The organism is Geminicoccus flavidas (assembly GCF_009806515.1).
Taxonomy (GTDB): domain Bacteria; phylum Pseudomonadota; class Alphaproteobacteria; order Geminicoccales; family Geminicoccaceae; genus Geminicoccus; species Geminicoccus flavidus.
The window spans coordinates 1-1,308 of the sequence record NZ_WUJP01000638.1 but is presented as its reverse complement, the minus strand read 5'-3'; the positions used below and the strand labels follow the sequence as shown (position 1 = coordinate 1,308).

2 protein-coding genes are annotated in these 1,308 nt (G+C 68.2%); both read left to right on the top strand.

Annotated elements, in window-relative coordinates:
* A partial coding sequence (locus tag EQG76_RS17975) for a cation transporting ATPase C-terminal domain-containing protein (protein WP_200840898.1) occupies positions 1–367 on the top strand: 367 nt, incomplete at its 5' end.
* A 26-nt stretch (positions 368–393) separates the two neighbouring features.
* The gene (locus tag EQG76_RS17970) at positions 394–1,248 is read left to right on the top strand and encodes a universal stress protein (RefSeq protein ID WP_159715761.1); all 855 of its coding nucleotides are present in this window, start codon (positions 394–396) and stop codon (positions 1,246–1,248) included.
* Positions 1,249–1,308: the final 60 nt, after the last annotated feature.

Sequence of the window (1,308 nt, the reverse complement as noted above, 5' to 3'; positions counted from 1 at the left end):
GCTGGCCGTGTTCTTCTACACGCTCGGCCGGGGCGACGACTTGGCGACTGCCCGGACCATGGTGGTGAACACCCTAGTCGTCCTGGAGATCTTCTACCTGTTCAACGTGCGCTACCTGCACATGACCTCGATCACCTGGAAGGGAGCGATGGGCACGCCGGCCGTGCTGGCGGCGATAGCTGCGGTGGTGGTGGCGCAGTTCGCCTTCACCTATCTGCCCTTCATGAACGAAACCTTCGGCAGCCGACCGCTCGCGTTCACCGACGGCATCCTGACGGTGGTCATCGGAATCGTGCTCCTCGTCGTGCTGGAGATGGAGAAGGCCCTCCTCGTCCGCTTCGGCATCTTCCAGACCCTGCAGAACTGAATATCATCACCTTCGGGAGGACCGACATGACCACCGCCGAGCCCAAGCCGACCATCCTGGTCGCGTCCGACTTGTCGCCCCGGTCGGACCGGGCGACCGACCGCGCCATCGCGCTGGCGGAAGCTTGGGGAACGCGGCTCGTGGCCGTCCATGCCCTGCCGCCGGAAAGCAAGGTCCTGCCGGGCGGCAGCGGCTCGCCGCATCCCGAGGTAACCGCGAGGCGCCGGCTTGCCGCCGAGTTCGCCGTACTGGGCGACCGGGCCATCCTGGTGGTGGCGGACGGCCGGCCGGCCGAAGTGGTGGCGCGCTACGCCAAGGAGCAGGACTGCGGGCTGATCGTCACCGGCGTGGCGCGTGAGGAGACGATCGGCCGGATGTTCCTGGGCGACACGGTGGACGACATCCTTCGCCGGTCGACCTCGCCGGTTCTGGTAGTGAAGAACCGCCCGCGCGGCGACTACCGCACGCTGGTGCTCGCCACCGACTTCTCCGACAGGTCCAGGCTGGCCCTGGACACAGCCCTCGCCCTGTTCCAGCCGGAGCGCCTCGTCTTGTTCCACGGTTACTCGACGCCGCTGGCCGGGATCACCGGGGATCCGGCCAGCTACCGGCGCCAGTATGGCGATGGCGTGGTTCGCAAGGACTGCGAGGCGTTCGTGGCGAAGTTGGACCTGCCCGAGCGCCTGCGCAACGGCCTGGACATGGTGCTGCAGGACGGCTTCCCCGGGCAGCTCCTGGCCGAATATGTCGAGACCCATCCGGCCGACCTCGTGGTGGTGGGTGCGCGCGGCCAGAGCCCGCTCCGGGAGATCGTGCTCGGCAGCACCGCCAAGGAGATCCTGGCCACGGTGTGCTGCGACACGCTGGTAGTGCGGCGCTGACCCTTTCCCGCCGCCAGAGCCTCTTGGACCGGCGGCACTCCATCCGCTAGGCTCGCCCAC